Consider the following 20297-nt stretch of genomic DNA (forward strand, 5'->3'; position numbering starts at 1 on the left):
CAGAAAGGGGAGGGGCTCCAGCACTTACGGACAGGTCCAAATAGTTGGACTGGCCATGTTCAACAACCTGGCTGGTGTATCGGAGGAAAGCCAAAATAGCCCGGCAGACAATAGTGGCAAGCCAAGGCTTGCAAGCATAAGCAAGAAGGCGCATCGATACAGTCCTCATGCAAAGTCGAAGCCCAAGACCAAGGAGAAAAGCGCCGTCAGCACCGCATCGGTTCAGGCGAGTACGGATGAGGAAGATGTGGAGCTTTTGCATGTTGCGGTTTCAAGTGCACTGAACGTGTGGCGTAAGAACGGGCTGTATTCGTTCCAATCGCTGTTGAGCACGAAATACGAGGATCCATTGGAGCGCTATGCGTTGCTGCACAATGCCTTGATCGAAGTTGGGCGGGAAGAAAAACGGACTACTGAAGTTGATTTTCTGGAACGCAGCATCAGATCGATGAAGGCAGATCTCTTCATGAAAAATGGTGCTGCTTTGCGTAATGGCCTGGCCGGCAAGGAGGCAATGCAGTCTCTCATGACCACGCTTGGCGCCAATTCAGGCATTCCGCCTGCATCGTTGCCGGAGCTGCGTTGCGTGTACGGGGCGAAAGGAATCGGGAAGTTTGATGCGCCGCTGACGCCGTTCAGGATGGCGACCATCCTGCATCAGAAGTTTGGCGCCGCGAATTTCAGCGGTGCGCTGAGCGAACTACGCGCGAAGATGGCGACCGATCTTCTGCCCGATTTGCGTCGGCCGCAACGGCGGCATCAACCCCCCTATCTCTGGCTGACGCTGGCGGATGCTGCCGCGTTCAATCAGGTGCAATCGAGCTTCGGCATCGCTTGCGATTTACGGCGCGATCTGGTCGATAAAGGTCAGGTTCTTCCCAGGGCATCGCATGTCGAGATCGCCATCGTGATTTTGGGTATTGCAGAAAGCGGCAAGGGCAAGGCGAGTGTTCTGGTGAACCAGATAGTCGATACACGTCACATGGACGATCTGCAGAAAGCGAAAGTGGCCGGCATTGTGTCGGCTTCGGTAAGGCGGCTGCCAGTCACCATGTGGCCGGCAGACAAAATGGCGCAACGACTGGATCTGATCGATGAGTTGGACGCGATGGTCATGGATGGTCACAGAGGCATATCGCCGTCGCAGGTGAAAATGGAGAGCCGCGAGAAGGAGTGGAGCGAGAAATGGGCCCGCCAGTTGAGCGACGCGCAAAAAGCAGCCCCCGTGTCATTCGCCGCTCCGGCGGCCTGAGCGCAACCCCCGCAACCTGAACCGGCAACAGTCATAGCAGTGGAGAGATGATGGACGAACTGGAGATATTGGCGAACTTGTGCATGATCGCTCGCATCGAGCAAGCGGTAGCCAAGCAACAGCTGGATGAAGGCATGCAGATGCTGGTGTATCCGATGCAAAGAGGGATGCTGGTGGGGTTGGGTTTCGAGGGTAACGAAGCGCACCGCGTGCACGCACAGGAGGTCGTCCGCAAGCGCTCCGAGAATATCGAACAACTCGGCGCGTGGTTGCCGGCGATGTTTTCGGACGAAGGGATGTATATCGTCAGGCGTTTTGACCACATGCCGGACGTCGGCGAATCCCTGCCGCTGTCGGAGGAAGAATTGATGGCTGCCAAGGAGTTGCTGTCGTGAGCGTCTCTTCCGTTTCTCGCGTTGGCCGTAACGGTTACGGCGCCGATGTCGGCGAAATACATACCGCCGACGGAGTCGATCTCCCCCAGCCGATACTGCGGGAATTGCTGTCTCCCGAACAGCAGGCGCTGTCACTGCCGCAACGCGACACCACCTCGATCGCGCTTGCACCGCTGACCCGCTTCCTCGGCCCGGCGCTGACGGTGGCCAATCCCGTCTGGACGGGCGACCCAGTTCCGCGCATGCGGGCCTTGCAAAAAATTCTCATCGAACACGCACTCGCATTGCCCGAAGCCGAACGGCCGGAATGTCTTGCCGCGATTTCCGTCATTGATCGTAACGTGCAATTGCGCCTGCGTTTGCAGCAGATGTACATGAGCGATGCCGACATGAACACCCAATCCGAAAAACCGGAAGGAGCGGCCGCATGAGACGGAAAATCGTGCGCGAAACGGAGTCGCGCGAGCTGATCATCGCCATCGGCCTGGTCTGGGGACACCTGAATGCATCTCAGTTCGAAGAAGCCTGGCAACTGGCGAAAGCCTGTCTGCGCATCTGGCCGGAAGACCGGCGTCTGGCAATGATGTGCGCCTATGCGGCGGTCGAATTGCTCGAACCGCTCGATGACAGGATGCGCGTGCTCCTGAGCCAGGGCGGATGTTCGGAATGGGAAGCATTGGTTCTGCGCCGTGCCGAAATGCACAATGAAGCGATGGCGGAATGACGACGTCTTGACGCCTGCAGTTTGCAGGGTGCGCACGGCGCACCCTGGCTGACTGCGACCGTTCGATTGAAGACGACATGACGGGCCGCCGATTTGCCAGGCAATGAAAACACGGGAGATAAGGAAAAAACAATGAAACTGGACATGGTCATCGCGCTGAACAAATTCGCGGCGAAAGCGGCGAAGCGCGCAGAATTGTTCGCGGCCGCGGTCGTGATCGCGATCGTCCTCATGCTCGTGCTGCCGATGCCGGTATGGCTGCTCGACATCCTGATTGCATGCAACCTGTGCGTCGCCGGCCTGATGGTTGTGGTTTCCATGTACATGCCGGGTCCGACCGCATTCACGACCTTCCCCGCGGTGCTGCTGATAACGACCCTGTTCCGCCTTGCGCTGGAAGTGGCGACGACCCGCCTGATCCTGCTCGAAGCGTTTGCCGGTCACATCGTCGAAACCTTCGGCAATTTCGTGGTGGGCGGCAACCTCGTGGTTGGCCTGGTCGTGTTCCTGATCCTGACGGTAGTGCAGTTCATCGTCATCACCAAGGGCTCGGAACGGGTGTCCGAAGTGTCGGCGCGCTTTTCGCTGGACGCGATGCCGGGCAAGCAGATGTCGATCGACAGCGACCTGCGGGCCGGGATCCTGACCGCCGAGGAGGCCAAGAAAAAGCGGGCCGAGCTTGGCAAGGAAAGCCAGTTGCACGGTGCAATGGACGGCGCCATGAAGTTCGTCAAGGGCGACGCCATCGCCGGTCTGATCATCGTGGCGGTGAACCTCATTGGCGGCATCTCGATCGGCATTCTCCAGCGCGACATGAACGCAGGCGATGCGATGCGCCTGTATTCGATTCTCTCGATCGGCGACGCGCTCATTGCCCAGATTCCCGCGCTGCTGATCTCGCTGGCCGCCGGCATGATCACCACCCGCATTGCCGACGACGACCACGAAGAGGGCGAAAAGCCCAACATCGGCCAGGACATCGTGTCCGAACTGTTTGCCGAGCCCAAGGCACTGCTGACCGCATCGGTGATCATGGTGCTGTTCGGCCTGATTCCGGGGATGCCGACGCTCGTTTTCCTCGTGCTCGCGGCGGCGCTGGCGGTCGGTGGCATGGTGGGAATATTGAAGCCGCTTGCCGACGCGCAAGCGAAGCATCAAGAGGAAGAAGACGACAAGAAGAATGCAAAGATCGTCGACCTCACGACCTTCTCCGCCACCAAGCCGTTCATCGTTCGCATGTCCCCGAACATGCAGCTATTCCCGGCGACCGAAGGGATTGTCAAGGCGATACGTCTGATGCGTAACGCCGTGCTCGAGCAGAAGGGGATCCCTGATCTGCAACCTATCGAATTCGACTTCAAGGAAACGGTGCCTCTGTCGCGCATCCAGTTCCTGATGTCGGAGGTGCCGCTCGTCGATGTCGAGGTCCGAATCGGCTGGGCCGCCGTGGTGGAGACGACAGAGCGCATGACGGAAATGGGTTTTACCGTCGAGGAAGACAGCATCGCCGGCACGCGCCGGCGTCGTGTCTGGGTAAAGATGGAGGAGGAAGAAAAGCTCAAGGAATGCGGTGTGCGCTACATGCCGTGGGAAGACGTATTTGCCGCCGACGTCGAGGTGGAGATGCTGCGCAACTGCCAGATGTTCGTCGGCGTGCATGAAGTGCAGCGCTTCACGAAATGGGCGGAACGGCGCTTTCCGGAGCTGGGGAAGGAAATCTCGAAAACCGTCACCCTGCCGCGCCTGACCGAAGTCGTGCAGCGCTTGACGCGTGAAGGCGTCGCGTTGCGCAATGCGCGCCTGCTGCTGGAAACGGTGCTGGAATGGGCGCAAAAGGAACGCGACCCCGATGTCGTGGCAGACCACGTCCGCCTCGCCTTCAAGCGGCAGCTCTGCCACGAGGTCGCGCGCGACGGCCTGATCGAGGTCGTGCTGCTGTCGCCGGAGCTGGAAGACAAGCTGCGCAACGCCATGCGCCAGACCAGCCAGGGCACCTATCTCGACCTCGATCCGGAAACCGAGCAGGCCATTCTCGACAATCTCGGCACGCTTGCCGGTACCGGCGGCACACCCGCCTTGCCGCCGGTGCTGGTCACGGCAGCCGACATTCGCCGCTCGGTGCGCAAGCTGATCGAAGAGGAATTCTTCTCGGTTCCGGTATTCGCTTTCCCCGAGCTGACCCAGCATGCGCGGGTGCAACCGGTGGGGATGATCGAGGTGTAAAAATGCATTCGGATGTCGCAGCGTTCTCCCAACAGACGGGGGCAACAAGCAATCCGAAGAATGCAGGGCGGGCTCCACCCGCCATTCAGCGCATGCCCGGCGGGTGGGCCCCGCCCTGCGCCACTGTTTGCAGCTGACGTCATGCCTGCGGTGCAACGCATGCATGGCGAAACTCCGCCACGCCTCTGAAGAAAAAGAATCCGGTAGCGCGACGGAACCGGAATCACAGCCGCCGCCACTTATCGGTACGTCCCGCATTCGATGCATTCCGATACGGATTGACCGGAATTTCTCAAGCGTGATCTTGCTGTACATCTTGTTTTTTAACCTGACTCCTGGAGATATCGCATGAGCACCACAATGCCTAGTTACATCCCTCCGCAGTATCACGATCCCCGCTTCATTCAGGTGGACCCGGACAACAATGACCCCGACGTCTATGACGTGGAGACGGGCGAGATCATCAACACTGAAACCGGCAAGGTCGTCGGCATGGCCAAACCGGGTCAGAAAGACTATAACGGCTCCAAAGAAGATCTGGATGGCGTCTCGTACAAGAAGAAGGATATAGAGAACAACACGTCGAACGTGACAAGCTACCTGGAAAAGCAGATGACCGGCCTGAACGGCAAGATCAAAGACCTGCAAGCTCAGTTCGATAAGGAGCAGGACCCGATCAAAAAAGGGCTGATTGAAGATCAGATCTTCGCGTTGAACGATACCAAGAAGTCTCTCCAGACCAAGATCGATAACATCAAGAATGCCAAAACGCCGGAGGAAAAGAAGAAGGCGGTCGAGGATGCAACGACAACTTCGATAGAGGTAGACAAGATTTTGGGGGGAAATACCACCCCATCGCCGCAGCCGTCGTCGCCGACAACGCCATCAAAACCATCGACAACATCCCGCTTCTCCGACGCGGAACTGCAAACTCTTTCCGACAAGATTTACGAGGCGATGAAAGGCGCCGGTACTGATACGGACAAGGTCAAATACGTTATCGGTATGTGCACTACGCCGGACGGGAAGCTCGACAAGGGCTTGTTCGATCAGTTAAGGACGAAATACGCTCAAGATCATGGGCAAGATTTGCTGACTGACCTGAAAGAGGATTTGACTGACAAGGAAGAATATAGCTTGAAGGAGGGATATGGTCTGGACGTTAATAATTACGATAAATCCAACTTCAGGCTTGAAGGATATGTGCCACCAAAAGGTGTCGACCCTTTTACCCCCGAGAAGGTAAAGGAGCTTTCTGAGAACCTTTATGATTCTATGTCGGGGGCCGGCACTAATACAGAGAAACTCAGAGGCGCGCTCGGCTGGTGCTCCACGCCGGATGGGAAGCTCGATAGGGAGTCGTTCGAGCAACTTCGACGGGAATACGCCCGAACGCATAATCAAGATCTGCTAAGGGACATGAGAGAAGACTTGACTGATGAGGAAGAGGCTGCGCTGAAGATCGCTTACGGCCTGGACGTCAATAATTACGAAAATTCAAACTTCAAGTAAACGAGTAAGCGCCAGCGCTACGGCAGCGAACACGAGGGGGATAGCGATGTCCTCCTCGTGTCTTTTTGACTTCCAGATTCGGTCCGACCGAAATCAGCGAGGCCCGTGGTGGTCAAGCCATGACCGAGCAATCGGACAGTATTGGGCCTTTATTGCCGTTAGGGGCGCATGGCGTTGTGGATCCGCGCCGACGGAACCATTTCTGCCCTCCCGCCACTCATGAACATGAGATAGCCATCAAGCCGGAGTCCCCATCATGTATGAATTAAGAATCCTGAGCGGCCTGCATCGCGGTGCGACTTTGCCGCTGGACGATCGCCCTCATGTTCTCGGTGCCAGCGATGATGCCGATGTGGTGCTGGTCGATCCCGGGATCGAGTCGCAGCATGCGACCCTGTCCCTGTCGGAGACCGGCTGGTCGCTGGCGGAGTTGAGCGGCAGCATCCTGAGCGCCGACAGCAACGACCCGCAGTCGCTGATCGACCTCGCGCCGGGCGAGTTTGCGCGCGTGTGCAATGTCTGGCTGACGGTGGTCGAGCAGGACGCGCCCTGGGAGAATCCGCCGCCGGAGCCGGTCAACGGACGTCTCGACGAAGCGGATGCAATGGACGAGATCCCGCTGTCGGAACTGGTGTCCGATGCGCCGCTCGCCGCTGCGGGCGATGGCAGTGTGCTGGAGGCCGTGGTCGATGGGCCGGTAGTCGTCACCAAGAGCGGCAAGGGGGGCAGGCGGGTGGTGTATATCTCGCTGGCGGTGGCCACGGTGCTCTCTGCCGCGGCGTCTTACGCCATCACGTCCAGGCCGGAGCCGACGCGCGAGCCGGCAAAACTGGATGCCCGTGCGCATATCGGCTCCGCCGCCCGGCAGCCGCACCGCCCGGCGGACAAGACCGTCGCTGCCGCGTTCGATGCGGTCAATCCCGACGGATCGGCGCAGCGGCCCATGACGGCGGAGGAGCTGCGCGGCGCCTTCCGCAAGCGCCTTGCGGAAGCGGATCTGCTCAAGCGCTTCGATCTGACCTTGCAGGACCGGCAGTGGTTCATGCAGGCGGCGCTGGATGACGACGAAGCGGCGCGCTTCGAACGCATCCTGACCGGGTTCATCAAGGCGCACAACATCACCTTCCCCGTGCAGGCGAAGGTCGGCAGCGCCGAGGCCATGCTGCCGTTCAAGATCCGGCAGGTGATCACCGGTGCGAACGCCAGCATCGTGACGCAGGACGGCGATCGGCTGTACGTCGGCGATGAATTCATGGGCGTGAAGCTGGCGGCGATTCAGCCAAGCAAGCTCACGTTCACCGGCAAGCGCAAGATCGAGGTGAAATGGTGATGGCGCCGGCTGCGACCGAGCTGGCGATCGCGGAGGCACTGGCCGTCATTCGGCCGAAGATTCCCGAGTGGCTGGGCACGCTGCCGAAGAATCCCGGCTTCACCAGCCGCGGCAAGGTGTCGCAGGTGCTGGGCACGCTGATCGAGGCGCACATGCCGCCGGTGCAGATCGGCGAGCTGTGTCATCTGCTCGATCCCGCCAGGGATGAACCGATGCTGGCGGAAGTGGTCGGCTTCACCGACAGGGCGGCGATCCTGTCGGCCCTGAGCCCGCTCGAGGGCGTGTCCAACCGTACCGTGATCGAGCCCCTGCGCCGCGCGCACATGGTGGAGTCTGGCGATCATTTGCTGGGCAGCGTGCTGGACGGGTTCGGCCGGCACATGTTCCGCGCGCCTGCGGCGAAGGATCATGTCGGTACCTGGCGGGAATGGGTGCCCGTGATTCGCGGCGCGCCGGCCGCCACGGACCGGCCGCGCATCTCGCAGGCGCTGCCGACCGGCGTGCGTGCGATCGACGGCATGATCACGATGGGCGTCGGCCAGCGCATTGGCGTCTTTGCCGGGCCGGGCTGCGGCAAGACGACCTTGATGGCGGCGGTGGCGCGCGGGTGCGAGGCGGATGCGATCATTTTCGGGCTGATCGGCGAACGCGGACGGGAGTTGAACGAGTTTCTGCAGCATGAGCTCGACGAAGAGCTCGTCAGGAAGACCATCATCGTGGTTGCCACCTCGGATCGCACCTCCATGGAACGCGCGCGCGCCGCATTCACGGCGACGGCGATTGCCGAGGGCTTCCGCAAGCGCGGGAAGAAGGTGCTGCTGCTGATCGATTCGCTGACGCGTTTCGCGCGGGCGCAGCGCGAGATCGGTCTTGCGGCCGGGGAGCCGCCGGCGCGCGGCGGCTTCACGCCGTCGGTGTACACCATGCTGCCGCGCCTGATCGAGCGTGCCGGCAGCACGCCGGACGGTTCGATTACCGCGATGTACACGGTGCTGGTGGATGGCGAGAACGCCTCCGACCCGATCGGTGACGAGGCGAAGTCATTGCTGGACGGGCATATCCTGCTGACGAAGAAGCTGGCGGAGCAGGGACACTATCCGGCCATCGACGTGCTGGCCTCCATCAGCCGGATCATGGGCAACGTGACGACGAAGGATCATCGCGGTGCGGCGTCGCGCTTCCGCGAACTGATGTCTCGCTATCAGGAGATGGAGCTGCTGATTCGCCTGGGCGAATACAAGTCGGGCACGGATCCGGTCGCGGATCGCGCGGTCGAATTGCGGCCGCAGCAGCTGGCTTTGCTGCGGCAGGACACGTCCCGCAGCGCGGAATTCGATGAAACCATTTCCACCCTGAAGGCGCTGGCCAAATGAATGCGGCGGGCGGTCAGATCGGATTCGGCGGCCGGCGTGCGAAGCGGGAAGTCATCGACGTGCCCGAACCGAAGGTGCAGGATCAGAGTCTCGACAAGCTGCTGAAGGTGCGCAAGCAGCGCATCGACCGCCTGGAACGCGAGCGTCGGGAGATGCGCGAGGCATGGCGCAAGTCACGGGCGGATCTGAATGGCCGCAAGCAGGGCTGGCGCGACGCGGTGCAGGCGTACAAGGATTTCTGGCAGGAGGCGCGCGAGAACTTCTACCGGATGAGCACGACCAGCGGACAGTTTCGCAAGGCCAAGGCGATCTACGAACGGATGAAGGGCGATGCTGCGCAATTGCGTCTGGAGTGTCTGGAAGACGTGGCGCGATGCAGGAAGGGCCGCACAAAATTCTTTGAAGCGAAGCAGCGCGTGCTGCAGGCGCATCGACAGCAGGAGAAGCTGGGCATGCTGCGCGATGAACTCCGGAAGCTGACCACCTTGAACGAGATGTGACATGTCGAGCGTGCGCATACCTCCCTCCATTTTCCGCGAACCCGAGAAAGCCATGGCCGAGCGCCCCAGGGCGCGGTCAAAACCATTTGCGCCGCCACCAAAGCCGTCTGCGCCGCCGGTGCCGTCCGCACCGCCATCGGCAGCACCGCCCCCACGTCAAAAGCCGCACACAGCTTCGCAGCAACGCACGCCGGGCGAGCGGACTGCTGCACGCGACCGAACCCAGAGTGCGAGCCATCCGGCGCCTCCTTCGAACGATTCCACGCAATCCGGTCCGGCGGCATGCGGACCGTTTCCGTGGCTCGGGGAACGGGGGGCAGGCGGGGGCGATGGGAGTGATGGCGAAGAGGGCGGCGGGGGCGGTGCCGATGCGGCTGATGGCATCCGCGCCGCCGGGCTCGATACCGAACTCGATTGCGGCACGCTGGCCGATGAACTGATGCCGATGATGGAGGATGACGGCATTTTCCAAATCCTGATGCCGAACGGCCATACCCTGGGTGTGGCCGTCAGTATCCAGTCCGCGCAGGTACGGCTGCTGCTGAATCCTTCCGACGCCAAACTTGCCGAACGTCTGCGACGAAAGAAAATGGAACTGGAAGGGGTTCTCGGACGACGTATGGAAAAGGACGTGGACATCACCGTGTTGTAGCAGCGCTGCCGGCAACCAGAGCAGCCGGACTGGGTGGTGACACGGTGAGATGCAGTCAGACCTACGTGAACCCGCCCATGCCGGATATCGAATTCCTTGCCGATTGCCCTACCTCCCTGTCCGCCAGCGCCGCGGCGATTCCCGTCACGGCCGCGCCGGCCACGATGACGGCAGAGGACGCGGACCTTTCCCGCCTGGTTGGACGCGGGTGTTCGATTGCGCTGCCATGGCTGGAGCCGAACGCCGCGCTCGATCTGTGCATGGCGGATGCCGTGCCGGCCGGATTGCCGGGGGCGCTGGCGCTCCGTGGTGCGTTCGGTGCCGTCGTCGCCGAAGACGGCGTCCGCTTCCTTCGCGCATTGACCGGCATCGACCTGACGGCGGAACTGGACGCCGACGACGCCCGCTGGGCCTGGATCCAGTCGGCCTGCATCGGCAGATTGGCAGGAACGCCTTTCGCCGATGTCGAGGAAATCGGCCGCTCTCCCGAGACAGAACTGGAGAGTGCGGCAGAGATGCCTGCATTGCGGCTTGCGCTGCGCTCGCACGGCCACGTCGTCATGGTGCGCACACTCGCCGCGGCCGGCACATGGCTGAACCTTCTCCGCGCCACCGAATGGACTCCGCATCGGGCACCTCTGTCCGAGCTCTTCGGTCTGGCAGTCGAGATGCCGGTGCGCATCGCACGACATACCTTGCCTGCAAGCGCGCTGAAGGCAGTCGCCGCCGGCGACATCATCGTGCCGGACAGCCCGAACTTCATGTGTGACGGCACAGGGGCCATCCGGCTCGGTGCCGTGCACGCGCATGTGCGCTACGAAGCGCCATGCACCTTCACTATCATTGCCCTGGAGAACAGAGTGGAAACGATCGAACAGGATGTGAACGACTATGCCGATGACTTCGATGAATCGCTGGTCGCGGATATGGAGGGAAGCGCTGCCGATGAATCGATGTTGACAGCGCTCTCCGGCGACGACGAGCCACGAGAGCAGGATGCTGCTTTGGACGCACCATCGCCGGAAGAAGCGGAACATGCGTCCGCGCTCGACACGGTGCCGGTCACGCTGGATTTCGAGATGGGCAAGGCCCGCATGCCGCTCGGCGAGTTGCGCACGCTGGGGCCGGGCACGATCGTTCCCTTCAAGGGTGGATCGCCGGCATCCATCGCCATCCTGTCGGCCGGCCGCCAGCTCGGGCGCGGCGAACTGGTGGATGTTGACGGCCAGCTCGCGATCCGCATCACGCAGTGGGGCCGGACATGATGAGCGGTCAATACGATGTCGTCTCGTTTGCGATCCTGCTCGGGCTGCTGTCGCTGATCCCCCTGCTGATCGTGACGACGACCTCGTTTCTGAAGATCTCGCTGGTACTGCTTGTGCTGCGCAATGCGATCGGCGTGCAGCAGGTGCCGCCGACGCTGGCGATCTACGGCATTTCGCTGGCGCTCAGCATATTCGTGATGGCGCCGACCGTGCAGGAGATCGGCAAGCATGCAATGAACATCGAGGTGGCGGGCAAGGCGCGGAGTGCGCCGGTGATCGAGCAGGCGCAGCAGGCGTTCGAGCCCTTGCGCATGTTCATGCTGAAGTACAGCCGCCCCGATCAGCGCGAACTCTTTCTTGCGTCGGCGAAGAAACTGTGGCCCAAGGATGCCGCCGACCAGGCGAAGTCGAGCGACGCGCTGATCCTGATTCCGGCGTTCGTGGTGTCGGAGCTGCAGACCGGCTACGAAATCGGATTCCTGATCTACATTCCGTTTGTCGTGATCGACCTGCTCATTTCCAACCTGCTGATGGCGCTCGGCATGCAGCAGATGAGTCCGCAGACCATCACGATTCCGCTGAAGCTGCTGTTGTTCACCTTGGTCGACGGCTGGGGCAAGCTGCTCAATGCCCTTGCCATGTCCTACGCATAGGAGATCGCGCATGTCGGCAGAGACGCTCAACTTTTTTCAGCAGGGTCTGTGGCTCGCGATCATGCTGTCCGCACCACCCCTGATCGTGGCGACGCTGTTCGGCGTCATCGTTTCCCTGATTCAGGCTGTCACCCAGATCCAGGACCAGACGCTTCCGTACGTGGTGAAGCTCATGTCGGTGTCGCTGGTCGTCGCGGCGGTGGGCCGGTGGTTCGGCAGCGAACTGCTGCAGCTCGCCAATCAGGCCTTCACGTTGATTCCGACCATCGGTCGCTGACGGCACCGGTCTCTTCATCATGCCAGGCTCACTCCTCGTCGATCTTCAAACACTGCTGATCAGCATTTCGTTGATCACGCCGCGCGCCTTGGTGTGCCTGATGATCCTCCCCGGATTCAGCTTGCGCACCTTGACCGGGATGGCGCGCAACGGCGTGGCGATCGCGATTGTACTGCCCGCCGTGCTGCCGACTTTCCTCTATGTGCAGCAGACGCCGCCGGATTTCTTCATGGCGCTGATGCTGGTCTTCAAGGAAGCAGGGATCGGCTGCATGCTCGGCGTGCTGATGTCGATACCGATATGGGCAACCCAGTCGATCGGCTCCATTCTCGACACGCAGCGCTCGCCGATCCAGATTCAGTCCAACAATGCTTCCATCGATCAGGATGCGAGCGCAACCGGTGCGCTGCTGCTGCAGGCGATCGTGCTGGTGATGATCCAGGCAGGACTGTTCGTTGTGCTGGCGCGCATCCTGATCGAGAGCTACGGGACATGGCCTGCATTCAGCCTGCTGCCGCCTTTCGAACCGGGGCATTTCGACGTGCTGATCAAGCGTTTCGGCGATCTGTTCTGGCACATCGTCGTCTATGGCGGCCCGGTGCTGATCCCCCTGCTGCTGATCGATTTCGGCTTTGCCATTCTTGGCGTATTCGCCTCCAACCTGCAGATATCCTTTGCGTCGTCGCCGGTCAAGAGTCTGACCGGGCTGTTCATCCTGCTGGTGTACTGGCCCACGTTCTCGCACCATGCCGCCGGCGATTTCGCGCGCATGCTGGATCTTGCCGCCACGCTGCTTCAGGCGTCACCCAGATGAGCGACCAGAAAGGCGTGCCGTGAGCGAAGAAAAGAACGAACAACCCACCGACAAAAAAATAGAGGATGCCCGAAAGAAGGGCCAGGTCCCGATGAGCAAGGACTTGGCCCACCTGGCTTCGCTCCTGGTTGTCGGCGAACTGGCCTTCACGACCGAACCGCTGTGGCATGAGGCCATCAATGCCTTGTTCGCACTGCCGTTGCCCCGCATCGGCCAGCCGTTCATTCCTGCGCTGATGGAGATGCTGACTGCGGCGGGAATCCTGCTGCTGATCGTGTTCGCCACGCTGTTCGTGGTTTGCATCGTGGTCGGAGTCGCCGCGCATTGGGGCCAGTTCGGCATGCTGGTTGCGCCGGAGGCCGTCACGCCCTCGATCGACAAGCTGAATCCGGTCAATGGCCTGAAGAATCTCATCAGCAAGAAGAAGCTGATGGAGCTGTTGCTGACGATGTTCAAGGCGGCATTGATCGGATGGATCGTCTTCGTTCTCGCGCGCGACCAGCTTCCGAACATCGTTCAACTGTCCACGGGTGCGCCGAAGGATGTGTATTCCGGATTCATCGAATTGCTGCGCACGATTTTTCACGTCATCCTGGGCGTGTGCCTGTGTCTGGCCATCATCGACTTTGCGGTGCAAAAGCATGCTCACACCAAGTCGCTGATGATGGACATGGAAGAGATCAAGCGCGAGCACAAGGAATCGGAGGGTGATCCGATGGTCAAGGGCATGCGCAAGCAGATCGCGCGGCAACTGGCGATGTCGGGCCCGGTCGCAAAAACCGAAAAAGCCAACGCCGTGGTGGTCAATCCGACGCACTTCGCCGTGGCGATGTTCTATGACCCGGAGGAGACGGTGGTGCCGATGGTTCTGGCAAAAGGCAAGGACGACGTGGCGCAGGCAATGATCCTGCGCGCTCGCGAATGCGGCATCCCGGTGATTCGTCATGTGTGGCTTGCGCGCACGCTGTATGCGACATGCAAAGATGACACCGTCGTGCCGAGATCCAGCTATGAGGCGGTCGCGCATGTCTACGCCGTGGTGAATGAACTGTATGCGGCGGATGATATCGGCCGCTCCGTGGAACTGGAGAGCATGGGCGAGCCGCCTGACTCTTGCAGGACTTGAGGGAGGAGCATGGAAACCAACATCCTTGCAAAGAAGGCGGCATCGCGTTCCGCACTTGACCATGCTGCGGCCATGCCATCACCGGCGAATGGCGTCGAGGGAAAGAACCATTTGACCGGCGCGGTGGCCACCGTCGTGATGGCGCAAACGGCTTCTGTGCGGCGTGGATCCGGCAGCGCTTCCGATGACATGCAGGATGAATGTCGAGGAAAAGCGCGTGCGCCGAAGCCTTCGGAACATGACGCCATCGGCCCATCGGCGGACAAGAAGCAGATGCCCAGGGGGGCGAAGAGAATGCATGACATGCCGCCCGCGAAAGGGCTGCCGCAAGTTTCCGATGCAGAGCGGCGGCGCGCGGCAGGCGGGCAACTCGCAGGAAAAGATGCCGATCCCTCGCAAGATCAGGGTGCGGCGTCGTTGACGATCGGCGACATGAACCTGGCGGCCGCATTCGACGTCGTCATGGAAAAGAACTCTGGCGAGCGTGAAAAAGCGACAGCCGATGTGCGGCCGTCGAGGCCGGGTGATGACGGATTGGCAGGAAAGCATGGGGCGCGCGATCTCCTTTCGATGGAGAGCGCATCGCCGGTCCAGGAAAGCCGGGTCGAGTATTTGGCAATGGTTGCCGCTCCCGGAAGCACGACACTCGCGCCGCCGCAATTGGGAAAGACGACCGGGCTGCGTGCCTTGCGGCCGAAGTCGCGTGTCGAGTGCGAGCGCCGCTGCGGATCGGATGGCTTTTGCGATCCGTCGGATGCGCATGGATGCGGCGGGGAGTACTGCATCCGCCTGGGAATGACGGAACTCTTTTGAGCGGCGTTGCCACCCATGGATGCAGTACGCGACTGATTTTCAATTTTTGAAAGGGGACTATTATGAGCGGAGTGGGCGGAGTTGGTGGTGTTGGTGGTTTCAATTTTGGTGGACAAGGGGTCAATCTCCAGGACATGAAAACAGAGGATCTGGAAAAGATGATTTTTGACCCGAATACCTCGCAGGGCGACAAAGACGCGGCCTTGGAGGAGTTGATGAAACGCCTGCAAGAAGAAGCAAAAGCAGGCGGCCCGGAGGGAGCAAGCGGTGAAGGCGGTGAGGAGAGCGAAATCCAGAAGCTCCTCAAGAAGCTGATGGACGGAACCATTACGCCGGAAGAGATGGAGAAACTGAAAGGATTGACCGGGAAGAGCGAGGAAGAGCTGAAAGAAATGGCAGGTGTCGATGCCGGCGATCCCAACGACAACAGCGTTTAGTAATCACGCAGCATGACCTGGTCTGACAGATGCCCGCTTGGTGCAGGGGTCGTCAGATCAGTCTGTTTTCCGGGTTTGAACGGCTGGTGCAGGTTTGCTGCGCCAGCCCTTTCTGCGGCCGCATTCGCCGGCACCCGACCCGCAAGAACAGCAGCAGAACACGCTGCGGACAAGCATTTCCACAACCGCGGCTCCGACAGTCTCGACTCCCTCGAACATTCTTTCCGCACCTGCGCGAATCTGAGGATTCTTCTGAACGGCAAAAAGAATCTCCAGATCGGAGACGGCAACCATGTTGATGCATTGGGTAGCGCAATCGCGCACTTCATCGATGCCATCGAATGGATGGTGCTCCTTTGACCGTATCACATTGTCCGGTTGCGGCGTTCGATGAAACACGAGGAACGGCAGATCAATATCGACGCTTGGAAAGGTACCTGATCCGAAGAGCCGGAAGTGAGAAATTTCCGCGCCTGAAAAATGACTTGCGGCGTCACCATCAATGCGCCAATCGCGAACAGCGTCAGGAATTCACCGGCGGTCATCTGATAGATATTGCCTGGTGGTGAGGCTATCCAGAGCAAGGAAACCAGAAAAATAAGCAGCAAATAGACCACCCCGCATTTTATTGATTTCGATTGACGTTTGACGAAAGCGACGTCGCATCAACTGCTTTTTGTTCATGCTGATAGGGATGTTGTTTCCTGTACAGTCTGCTGAATGGTCTGCCGAATGGTCTGCCGAATGTGTTGCCGGAAAACGGTTGCTTCGATCGTTATTGACGATATCCGGCCTGCCGCATTTGACGATCGTCTCGGTGACGGTGTCGACACAGAAACTCGCGTCATGATATTTGACAGATGTTGCATTGGCATGCTTCGGCAGTTGCGCCTTCCATTGCGTGATCTGGTTCGGATGAGCGTCGAACTGCTCCGCCAATTCCGGGAAAATTTCGTCTCCATCATTGGCTGCAATGGCCGCACCATCTTATTTGACGGCACCACTTCTGGTTTGATTGCAGAAAATCGATTCATAAAAAACAGCGCCTGCTTTACTTGATTTTTCAGGCGTGGCTATGCGTGTCAACATTTGATCAAACCCACCCGATAGTGCGGGCATCAAAAATAAAAAACCCATGCCTGCGTTGAGCAGGCATGGGAAGCTTCTCGAACGTTACCGAGAAGGGAGACACGGTACGAACGCAAACCGTTGGAGGCTGGAATAGCGAGGATCGTTCACCAGCTTCCTGGATACGCGGATTCAGCTCAGGATTCAGCCAGCGCCTTCTCCGTTACCTTTGTGAGTGGCGCTGACGATGCTGGAGTTCCATATCCGCCGCCACCAGGAGTCTCAACGACAAAAATGTCGCCAGGATTCATGTCGGTGGTTGATACAAAACCCAACTCTTCCCGCCGGCCATCGGTACGGATGACATAGTTCCTGCCACATTGGCCCGGTTCGCCGCCAGCAGTGCCAAATGGGGGAATGATCCGGTTATTCGACAGGATCGAGGCTTTCATTGGCTCAAGGAAGCGTACTTTGCGAATGCCGCCATTGCCGCCATGCCATTCACCGTGGCCACCGGAGTCCGGCCGGATTTCATAGCTTTCAAGCCGCACCGGATATCGCCATTCCAGGATTTCCGGATCGGTCAGACGCGAATTGGTCATGTGGGTCTGTACCACGTCAGTACCGTTGAAACCATTGCCGGCACCCGAACCACCCGAGATCGTTTCGTAGTACTGGTAATTGTCGTTGCCGAAGGTGAAGTTATTCATCGTTCCGGGGGCCGAGGCAAGCACACCGAGCGCACCGTACAGTGCATTCGTGATGCAGCTCGATGTTTCAACGTTGCCGGAAACGACCGCAGCCGGATAGCGCGGGTTCAGCATCGAACCCTCCGGAATGATGACGTTCAAGGGTTTCAGGCAGCCCGCATTCAGCGGAATCTCGTTGTCGACCAAGGTACGGAATACGTACAACACCGCCGCCATGCAGATTGCACTGGGCGCGTTGAAATTGTTGTTCAACTGTGGCGAAGTGCCGGTGAAGTCGATGTCTGCACTGCGCTTGGCATGATCGACGCGGATCGCCACATTGATGACCGCGCCATTGTCGAGTTTGTACTCGTAATGACTATTCTTCAATGCGGTGATCACACGGCGCACAGCCTCTTCTGCATTGTCCTGCACATGCTTCATGTAGGCCTGTACGATTTCGAGGCTGAAGTGATCGACCATCTTCAGCAATTCTTCGACGCCTTTCTGGTTCGCGGCGATCTGCGCCTGCAGGTCCGCGAGGTTCTGCGAGATGTTGCGGGCCGGGTACTTGCCGGACGAGAGCAGCGCAATGGTTTCCTGCTCGAGGAAGCGACCGGCCTTGACCAGCTGGAAGTTGTTGATCAAGACGCCTTCCTCTTCCACGATCTTGCTGTCCGCAGGCATGGAGCCGGGTGTGATGCCGCCGATATCTGCGTGGTGTCCGCGCGAGCCGACGTAGAACAGCACTTGCTTGCCTGCGTGATCGAATACCGGTGTGATCACGGTCACGTCCGGCAAGTGAGTGCCGCCGTGGTACGGATCATTGAGCATGAAGACGTCGCCGGCCTGCATCTTGCCGCTGTTTTCGCGGATGATGGTCTTGATGCTTTCGCCCATCGATCCCAGGTGTACCGGGATATGCGGTGCATTCGCGATCAGATTGCCTTGGGCATCGAACAATGCGCAGGAGAAGTCGAGACGTTCCTTGATGTTGACCGAGAACGCCGTGTTTTGCAGACGCAGCCCCATTTGTTCGGCAATGCTCATGAAGAGATTGTTGAACACTTCCAGCATTACCGGGTCAGCTGTGGTGCCGATTGCCTTGCGCTGCTGACGTGCCTCAACACGTGTCAACACCAGATGGTTGAGTGCGGTTACTTCCGCGCTCCAACCAGGTTCCACGATATTGGTGGCATTCTTCTCCGCGATGATGGCCGGGCCGCGCACCACGTCGCCAGGACGCATGTCGTCGCGGCGATAGAGGGTGGTGTCGTGCCACTTCCCGCCGGAGAACAGCTTGACGATTTCGGCGGCATGCAACGCCCCTTCGCGTGGCGATAATTCCTCCACATGCGCGGAGGCCTCTTCCGACAAGCCGATTGCTTCCACGGAAATGGCTTCGACGACCATCTCCTTGTCGTGCATGAGGAACGAATAGCGCTTTTTGTAGGAGATTTCGAATTGCGCAATCATTTTCTCCACTGCGTCGAACGGCACGACGATGACGGAATCCGTTCCGTCATAGCGCAGATGGGCGCGTTTGATGACATCGATACGCTTCTGCTCCACGCCTTGCGACAGCAGGTCATTGCGAGCTTCATCTGCCAGCGCGCCGAGTTTCTGTTCCAGCTCCGACATGACTTGCTGCGACAGGGACAGTTCCAGGGCTTGTTCACGCATCGCAGTCTGGTCCGCCAGACCCATGCCATACGCGGACAATACACCGGCGAATGGATGGGCGAACACGCGTGTCATTCCCAATGCATCCGCTACCAGGCATGCATGCTGTCCGCCTGCACCACCAAAGGTCGTGAGCGTGTATTCGGTCACATCGTGGCCGCGCTGCACCGAGATGAATTTGATTGCATTGGCCATGTTGCCGACGGCGATTTCGATAAAGCCTTCCGCAACTTCCTCTGGCGTGTTGCGTTTGCCGGTGGCGCGATAAATTTCTTCCGCCATGTCGGAAAACTTTTGAACGACAGCATCGCGATCGAGTGTTTCGTCGGCATTGGGACCGAAAACCGCGGGGAAATATTTTGGCTGGATCTTGCCGAGCATGACATTGCAGTCAGTGACCGCCAGTTTTCCGCCGCGGCGATAGCTGGCCGGGCCCGGATTCGCACCGGCGCTATCCGGGCCGACACGGTAGCGCGTGCCGTCAAAATGCAGGATCGAACCGCCGCCGGCTGCCACGGTGTGGATGCTCATCATCGGAGCGCGCATCCGTACCCCTGCTACCTGTGTCTCGAACTCGCGTTCGAATTCCCCTGCATAGTGCGACACGTCAGTCGAAGTGCCGCCCATGTCGAAGCCGATGATTTTGTCGAAACCCGCAGTCTTGGCAGTGCGTACCATGCCGACGATGCCTCCGGCAGGACCGGACAGAATGGAATCCTTGCCCTGGAAGCGATGCGCGTCTGTCAATCCGCCATTGCTTTGCATGAACAGCAGGCGCACGCCATCCATTTCGCTTGCAACCTGGTCAACATAGCGACGCAGGATCGGAGACAGGTACGCGTCGACCACAGTGGTGTCACCGCGGGACACCAATTTCATCATCGGGCTGACTTTGTTCGAGATCGAGATCTGGGTAAAGCCGATTTTCTGAGCAATGCTGCCGATCGCTTCTTCATGCTGGGTGTAGCGGTAACCATGCATCAAGACGACGGCAATGGCGCGATAACCCTGTGCGTAGAGCGCGGTCAGTTCCTGATGAACCTGCGCTTCGTTCAGAGGCTGGACGATATCGCCTTTGGCACCGATGCGCTCATCGACTTCCACCACCTTCTCATACAGCAATTCAGGCAGCACGATATTGCGATCGAACAGTCGCGGGCGGTTTTGATACGCGATGCGCAGAGCATCACGATACCCTTTGGTGATAAACAACACGGTTGGATCGCCCTTGCGCTCGAGCAGTGCATTGGTGGCGACCGTAGTCCCCATCTTTACCGCTTCCACCAGCTTTGGCGAAATCGGATCGGTTGGCTTGATGCCGAGCAAGCGCTTGATTCCGGCGACTGCCGCGTCCTTATACTGCTCCGGATTTTCGGATAGCAGTTTGTGCGTAATCAGCTTGCCATCAGGCCGGCGTGCAACGATGTCGGTGAATGTGCCTCCACGGTCGATCCAAAATTGCCACCGCTTATCCTGTTCACCCTGTAATACCTGTTGTTGACTCATGGTGC

20 protein-coding genes are annotated in these 20297 nt (G+C 59.5%); 18 read left to right on the plus strand and 2 right to left on the minus strand.

All coding sequences use genetic code 11. The features are described 5' to 3' along the window. Positions 1-55: 55 nt before the first annotated feature. The 18 genes from D3870_RS21165 (at position 56) to D3870_RS21250 (ending at position 15706) form a co-directional block, all read left to right on the plus strand. Complete coding sequence (locus tag D3870_RS21165; protein ID WP_119743022.1) at positions 56-1252, plus strand: hypothetical protein; 1197 nt, start codon at positions 56-58, stop codon at positions 1250-1252. Positions 1253-1299: 47 nt separating this feature from the next. After that, positions 1300-1647 (plus strand): hypothetical protein, encoded by a 348-nt coding sequence (locus tag D3870_RS21170; protein ID WP_242490135.1) that lies wholly within the window; start codon positions 1300-1302, stop codon positions 1645-1647. Further along, positions 1644-2078, plus strand: a complete 435-nt coding sequence (locus tag D3870_RS21175; protein ID WP_119743023.1) for a hypothetical protein — start codon at positions 1644-1646, stop codon at positions 2076-2078. Before D3870_RS21170 ends, D3870_RS21175 begins: the two co-directional genes overlap by 4 nt. Continuing rightward, positions 2075-2371 (plus strand): hypothetical protein, encoded by a 297-nt coding sequence (locus D3870_RS21180; protein WP_119743024.1) that lies wholly within the window; start codon positions 2075-2077, stop codon positions 2369-2371. Before D3870_RS21175 ends, D3870_RS21180 begins: the two co-directional genes overlap by 4 nt. A gap of 132 nt (positions 2372-2503) precedes the next feature. Further along, positions 2504-4594 carry a type III secretion system export apparatus subunit SctV gene (gene sctV, locus D3870_RS21185; protein WP_119743025.1) on the plus strand — a complete coding sequence of 697 codons (2091 nt, stop codon included), beginning with the start codon at positions 2504-2506 and terminating at the stop codon, positions 4592-4594. 348 nt (positions 4595-4942) lie between these two features. Then, positions 4943-6106, plus strand: a complete 1164-nt coding sequence (locus D3870_RS21190; protein ID WP_119743026.1) for a hypothetical protein — start codon at positions 4943-4945, stop codon at positions 6104-6106. A gap of 256 nt (positions 6107-6362) precedes the next feature. Beyond that, on the plus strand, positions 6363-7436 hold the full coding sequence (locus tag D3870_RS21195) for an FHA domain-containing protein (RefSeq protein WP_119743027.1): 1074 nt from the start codon (positions 6363-6365) through the stop codon (positions 7434-7436). Beyond that, positions 7430-8809: a FliI/YscN family ATPase gene (locus tag D3870_RS21200; protein ID WP_199710853.1), complete on the plus strand. Its 1380-nt coding sequence runs from the start codon at positions 7430-7432 to the stop codon at positions 8807-8809. Before D3870_RS21195 ends, D3870_RS21200 begins: the two co-directional genes overlap by 7 nt. Then, positions 8806-9309: a hypothetical protein gene (locus D3870_RS21205; RefSeq protein WP_119743028.1), complete on the plus strand. Its 504-nt coding sequence runs from the start codon at positions 8806-8808 to the stop codon at positions 9307-9309. Before D3870_RS21200 ends, D3870_RS21205 begins: the two co-directional genes overlap by 4 nt. Before the next feature lies 1 nt (position 9310). Further along, positions 9311-9961, plus strand: coding sequence for a hypothetical protein (locus D3870_RS21210; protein WP_147375929.1), 651 nt, complete (start codon positions 9311-9313; stop codon positions 9959-9961). Between the two features lie 77 nt (positions 9962-10038). Next, positions 10039-11226 (plus strand): type III secretion system cytoplasmic ring protein SctQ, encoded by a 1188-nt coding sequence (sctQ, locus tag D3870_RS21215; protein ID WP_119743030.1) that lies wholly within the window; start codon positions 10039-10041, stop codon positions 11224-11226. Then, positions 11223-11879 (plus strand): type III secretion system export apparatus subunit SctR, encoded by a 657-nt coding sequence (gene sctR, locus D3870_RS21220; RefSeq protein ID WP_119743031.1) that lies wholly within the window; start codon positions 11223-11225, stop codon positions 11877-11879. Before sctQ ends, sctR begins: the two co-directional genes overlap by 4 nt. 10 nt (positions 11880-11889) lie before the next feature. Then, positions 11890-12156, plus strand: coding sequence for a type III secretion system export apparatus subunit SctS (sctS, locus tag D3870_RS21225; protein ID WP_119743032.1), 267 nt, complete (start codon positions 11890-11892; stop codon positions 12154-12156). A gap of 19 nt (positions 12157-12175) precedes the next feature. Continuing rightward, positions 12176-12970 (plus strand): type III secretion system export apparatus subunit SctT, encoded by a 795-nt coding sequence (sctT, locus tag D3870_RS21230; protein ID WP_119743033.1) that lies wholly within the window; start codon positions 12176-12178, stop codon positions 12968-12970. A 19-nt stretch (positions 12971-12989) separates the two neighbouring features. Then, positions 12990-14096, plus strand: coding sequence for a type III secretion system export apparatus subunit SctU (gene sctU, locus D3870_RS21235; RefSeq protein ID WP_119743034.1), 1107 nt, complete (start codon positions 12990-12992; stop codon positions 14094-14096). Positions 14097-14105: 9 nt separating this feature from the next. Further along, positions 14106-14909, plus strand: coding sequence for a hypothetical protein (locus D3870_RS21240; protein ID WP_119743035.1), 804 nt, complete (start codon positions 14106-14108; stop codon positions 14907-14909). Positions 14910-14971: 62 nt separating this feature from the next. Next, positions 14972-15346 (plus strand): hypothetical protein, encoded by a 375-nt coding sequence (locus D3870_RS21245; protein WP_147375931.1) that lies wholly within the window; start codon positions 14972-14974, stop codon positions 15344-15346. Between the two features lie 12 nt (positions 15347-15358). Further along, complete coding sequence (locus tag D3870_RS21250; protein ID WP_147375933.1) at positions 15359-15706, plus strand: hypothetical protein; 348 nt, start codon at positions 15359-15361, stop codon at positions 15704-15706. Positions 15707-15877: 171 nt separating this feature from the next. Here D3870_RS21250 and D3870_RS22230 read toward each other — a convergent pair whose 3' ends face one another. Both D3870_RS22230 and D3870_RS21265 read right to left on the minus strand, forming a co-directional pair. Further along, a complete protein-coding gene (locus D3870_RS22230) occupies positions 15878-16285 on the minus strand; it encodes a hypothetical protein (protein WP_147375935.1) in 408 nt (135 codons plus the stop codon). A 326-nt stretch (positions 16286-16611) separates the two neighbouring features. Then, on the minus strand, positions 16612-20292 hold the full coding sequence (locus D3870_RS21265; protein WP_119743040.1) for a hydantoinase B/oxoprolinase family protein: 3681 nt from the start codon (positions 20290-20292) through the stop codon (positions 16612-16614). Positions 20293-20297: the final 5 nt, after the last annotated feature.

The organism is Noviherbaspirillum cavernae (assembly GCF_003590875.1).
Lineage (GTDB): Bacteria > Pseudomonadota > Gammaproteobacteria > Burkholderiales > Burkholderiaceae_D > Noviherbaspirillum > Noviherbaspirillum cavernae.